General features: G+C 66.1%; 3 protein-coding genes and 1 pseudogene. All 4 read left to right on the top strand.

The window, feature by feature from the left end; all coding sequences use genetic code 11:
* Positions 1–237 (top strand): annotated as a pseudogene (locus H7290_RS12340) (sugar ABC transporter permease); the annotation flags it as partial.
* A complete protein-coding gene (locus tag H7290_RS12335; protein ID WP_290514315.1) occupies positions 234–1,067 on the top strand; it encodes a carbohydrate ABC transporter permease in 834 nt (277 codons plus the stop codon). The pseudogene H7290_RS12340 and the gene H7290_RS12335, both read left to right, overlap by 4 nt.
* Before the next feature lie 93 nt (positions 1,068–1,160).
* Positions 1,161–3,431 carry an alpha-L-rhamnosidase gene (locus H7290_RS12330; RefSeq protein ID WP_290514314.1) on the top strand — a complete coding sequence of 757 codons (2,271 nt, stop codon included), beginning with the start codon at positions 1,161–1,163 and terminating at the stop codon, positions 3,429–3,431.
* Positions 3,432–3,469: 38 nt separating this feature from the next.
* Positions 3,470–4,469, top strand: a 1,000-nt coding sequence (gene rhaI / locus H7290_RS12325) for an L-rhamnose isomerase (RefSeq protein WP_290514313.1), incomplete at its 3' end; no start/stop codon positions are given.

Raw genomic sequence — 4,469 nt, 5'->3', positions numbered from 1 at the left:
GCGACGGTCATCATCCTCTCGCTCATCGGCGGCCTACGGTCGTTTGACATCATCTGGGTCACCACAGGGGGCGGTCCCGGCTTCACCAGCGACGTGCTCGCCTCGGTGATCTACAAGCAATACCAGGCCGGCTTCTTCGGCCTCTCCACGGCGGGCAACGTCGTGCTCTTCGTCTTGGTCGCCGTGATCATGGTGCCGCTCTCATACTTCCTCAACAAAAAGCAGGTTGAACTGTGATCCGCGAACGGCGCCGTGCCTGGATCGTCGGCACAATCGCGATCATCGTCTCCGCGGTGGTATTCCTGATCCCGTTCGTGTTCGTGCTCCTTCAGGCGTCGAAGACCCCCGCGGACGCATCGACCCTCGCGTTCTCTTGGCCCACGCAATGGCAGTTCTTCCAGAACTTCGTCGACACGCTGGCGTCCAATAACGGCGTAATCGGGCGCGCGATCCTCAACAGCGCTGTCCTGACCATCGGTTCGGTCACCCTCATGGTCGTCATCGGGGCGATGTCCGGGTACGTTCTCGCCCGCAAGAAGAGCAAGTGGGGCCCGGTCGTCAACTTCTTCGTGCTCGCCGGCCTGATCGTGCCGCCCGCAGTTGTTCCGACGATCTGGGTGCTTCAGGGGCTCAAACTGTTCGGGACGATACCCGGGATGATCCTGGTCGAGGCCACCTTCGGCCTCTCGTTCTGCATCCTGCTGTTCCGTGCCTTCGTGGGGAACATCCCCCGCGAGCTCGACGAGGCTGCGGTACTCGACGGCGCGGGCCCGGTGAGGCTCTTCTTCCGAGTCGTGCTTCCCCTTTTGCGCCCAGTGATCGTGACCGTGATCGTCGTGCAGTCCGTCTTCGTCTTCAACGACTTCGCCGGCCCGCTCTACTTCCTTCCTGGAGACGAGAACGTGACGGTGCAACTCGCCCTCTACACGTTCTCGGGCCAGAATCTGAGCTTCTTCAACCTACTCTTCATGGCCATCCTGCTCATCACGATCCCGCCCCTGATCGCCTACATCTTCTTCAACCGGCAGATCGTCAGCGGCATCACGAGCGGCGCCGTCAAGGGCTGACCCACCACCTCTCTCGGGCGGGGACGCCTACGCGACCCCGCCGACCCGGAACGACCGACACAAACAAACAAACACACACACTGGAGACACCACGTGAACTGGCAAGCACAACTGATCGCGGCCGACGAGGACTTTGCCGGAGCGCCGCTGCTGCGGCAGGAATTCCGGCTTGACGAGGGCCACGGCGCGGTGACCCGGGCGACCCTGAGCCTCACGGCCCACGGCATCGTCGAGGCCTGGCTGAATGGGCAGCGCGTCTCGAATGACCTTCTCACGCCGGGCTGGAGCAGCTACGAGTGGAGGCTCCGCTACGCCACCTACGATGTCACCGAGCAGCTTGCGGACACCTGCGTTCTCGGTCTCGCGCTCGGCAACGGCTGGTTCCGTGGTCGCCTCGGATGGAGCGGCCGTGGCGCGTTCTACGGCGACGAGCTCGGCGCCTTCGCACAGCTCGAGATCGCCTTCGAGGACGGCACGACCCAGACCGTGACGACCGACGAGAGCTGGTCGGCCGGCCCGAGCGACGTGCTCGTGAACGACCTGTACGACGGCGAGACCATCGACGCCGGCCTGCGCGACGACGCGTGGCTGAAGCCGGGGTTCGGCGCGGACGGCTGGGTCGGTGTGCACGTCCTCGACCTGGACACCGCCTCGCTCGAGCCGTACATCGGTCCGCCGGTCTCCGCCTGGAACGAGCTGCCCGTCCAGAAGATGTGGACCACGGAGTCCGGCAAGACCCTCGTCGACTTCGGCCAGAACCTGGTGGGCTGGGTGCGCGCGCGCGTGCATGGCCCGGCAGGTAGCGAGGTCACGCTGAGGCACGCGGAGGTGCTCGAGGACGGTGAGCTCGGCACGCGGCCGCTGCGGTCGGCGCTTGCGACCGACCGGTTCATCCTGAGCGGCGGCGAGGACACCTTCGAGCCCACGTTCACCTTCCACGGCTTCCGCTACGCGGAGGTCTCCGGCTGGCCCGGCGAACTGAGGCCGGAGGACCTCACGGCCGTCGCCATCGGATCCGAGCTCGAACGCACTGGCACCTTCCGCACGTCGGACCCGATGCTGAACCAGTTCCACGAGAACGTCGTCTGGGGCATGCGCGGCAACTTCGTCGACGTGCCAACCGACTGCCCGCAGCGTGACGAGCGACTGGGCTGGACGGGCGACATCGCGGCCTTCGCGCCGACCGCTGCGTTCCTCTTCAACGTCGACCCCTTCCTCAGCGACTGGCTCCGCAACGTCGCGCTCGAACAGGCCCACCACGACGGGATCATCGCTTACGTCGTGCCTGACGTGCTGAAGTACCTCGACCTCCCGGGCAGTTTCCCCGAGACGGAGTCGACGGCGATCTGGAGCGATGCAGGCGTCTGGGTCCCTTGGGCGCTCTACCAGGCGTACGGCGACGAGCGGATTCTGGAGAACCAGTTCGAGTCCATGGTCTCCCACGTTCGTCGGGTGCGGTCCCTGCTCTCACCGAACGGCCTGTGGGACACGGGATTCCAGTTCGGCGACTGGCTCGATCCCGACGCACCTCCGGAGGACCCGATCAAGGCCAAGGCCGACTTCGGCGTCGTCGCGACGGCCTGTGCGTACCGGTCGGCGGCGATCCTCGCCGAGGCCGCCCAGCTGCTCGCTCGCGAGGCGGAGCACGCCGAGTTCGTCGAACTGGCGGCGGACCTGCGTTCCGCGTTCAACGAGCACTATGTCGACGGCGGTCGCGTGTTCAGCGACTGCACCACCGTCTATGCGCTGGCGATCGTCTTCGGCCTGCTCGACACCGTTGATGAGGAAGCAGCCGGCACTCGGCTGGCCGAACTCGTTGCCGAGAGCGGCTACCGCATCTCGACCGGGTTCGCCGGCACGCCGTTCATCACCGACGCCCTCACCCAGACGGGCCACCTCGAGGATGCGTACAGGCTCCTGCTTCAGCGCGAATGTCCGTCGTGGCTCTACCCGGTGACCATGGGCGCGACCACCGTCTGGGAGCGCTGGGACTCCATGCTGCCGGATGGCAGCATCAACCCAGGCGAGATGACGTCGTTCAATCACTACGCCCTCGGTGCCGTGGCCGACTGGATGCACCGCGTCGTCGGCGGAATCGCCCCGCTCGCTCCCGGCTATTCGAGGGTGCTCATCGCGCCCCAGCCGGGAGGCGGCCTGACGGAGGCCGAGACGGCGCTCGACACCCCTCACGGCCGCGTCACCGTGCGCTGGATCGTGGCGGGCGACGAGCTCACCGTGGACGTCGACGTACCCGCCGGCATGGAGGGCGTGCTGCGTCTTCCCGGCCAACATGATCGGGCCCTCACCACCGGCCACGTGTCTATCACGGTGCCCATCCACCCCCTTGTCGGCGAAGGCCGCTAGATATCGGAAACGCAACCCAGAAACGAATGAGTACTGATATGACCGACTTCTCTGGAATCACGTCCGCTCTCGCCCAGCAGGCCATCGAGCTTCCCTCGTGGGCGTTCGGCAACTCGGGCACCCGATTCAAGGTGTTCGGCACGCCGGGCACCCCACGCACGCCTCAGGAGAAGATCGCGGATGCCGCGCAGGTGAACAAGTACACGGCCCTGTCTCCGACGGTGGCCCTGCACATCCCGTGGGACAAGGTCGACGACTACGCGGCCCTCGGCGCGTTCGCGACCGACCACGGCGTCGCGCTCGGCACCATCAACAGCAACACGTTCCAGGACGACAACTACAAGCTCGGCAGCCTCACCCACGTCGATTCAGCCGTGCGCCAGAAGGCCATCGACCACCACTTCGAGTGCATCGACATCATGCACGCCACCGGCTCGCGGGATCTGAAGATCTGGCTCGCGGACGGCACGAACTACCCGGGCCAGGGCGACATCCGCGGACGGCAGGACCGCCTCGCGGAGTCGCTCGCGACGATTTACGCGCGCATCGGCGAGAGCCAGCGACTCGTGCTCGAGTACAAGTTCTTCGAGCCGGCGTTCTATCACACCGACGTTCCAGACTGGGGTACGTCTTATGCCCAGGTCTCGGCCCTTGGCGAGCGCGCCCTCGTCTGCCTCGACACCGGCCACCACGCGCCGGGCACCAACATCGAGTTCATCGTGGCCCAGCTTCTGCGTCTCGGCAAACTCGGCTCCTTCGACTTCAACTCCCGCTTCTACGCCGACGACGACCTCATCGTCGGCGCCGCCGACCCGTTCCAGCTGTTCCGAATCCTCTACGAGGTGATCCGCGGTGGCGGCTTCGGACCGGACTCGGGCGTCGCGTTCATGCTCGACCAGTGCCACAACGTCGAGGACAAGATTCCCGGCCAGATCCGCTCCGTGCCCAACGTGCAGGAGAAGACGGCACGCGCGCTGCTCGCCGACGGGGCCGCGCTGAAGGCCGCGCAGGATGCCGGGGATGTGCTCGGTGCCAACG

Source organism: Aeromicrobium sp. (assembly GCF_014378035.1).
Classification (GTDB): Bacteria; Actinomycetota; Actinomycetes; order Propionibacteriales; family Nocardioidaceae; genus Aeromicrobium.
Note: the sequence above shows the minus strand (reverse complement) of the source record. Positions and strands in the feature narration are given on the sequence as shown.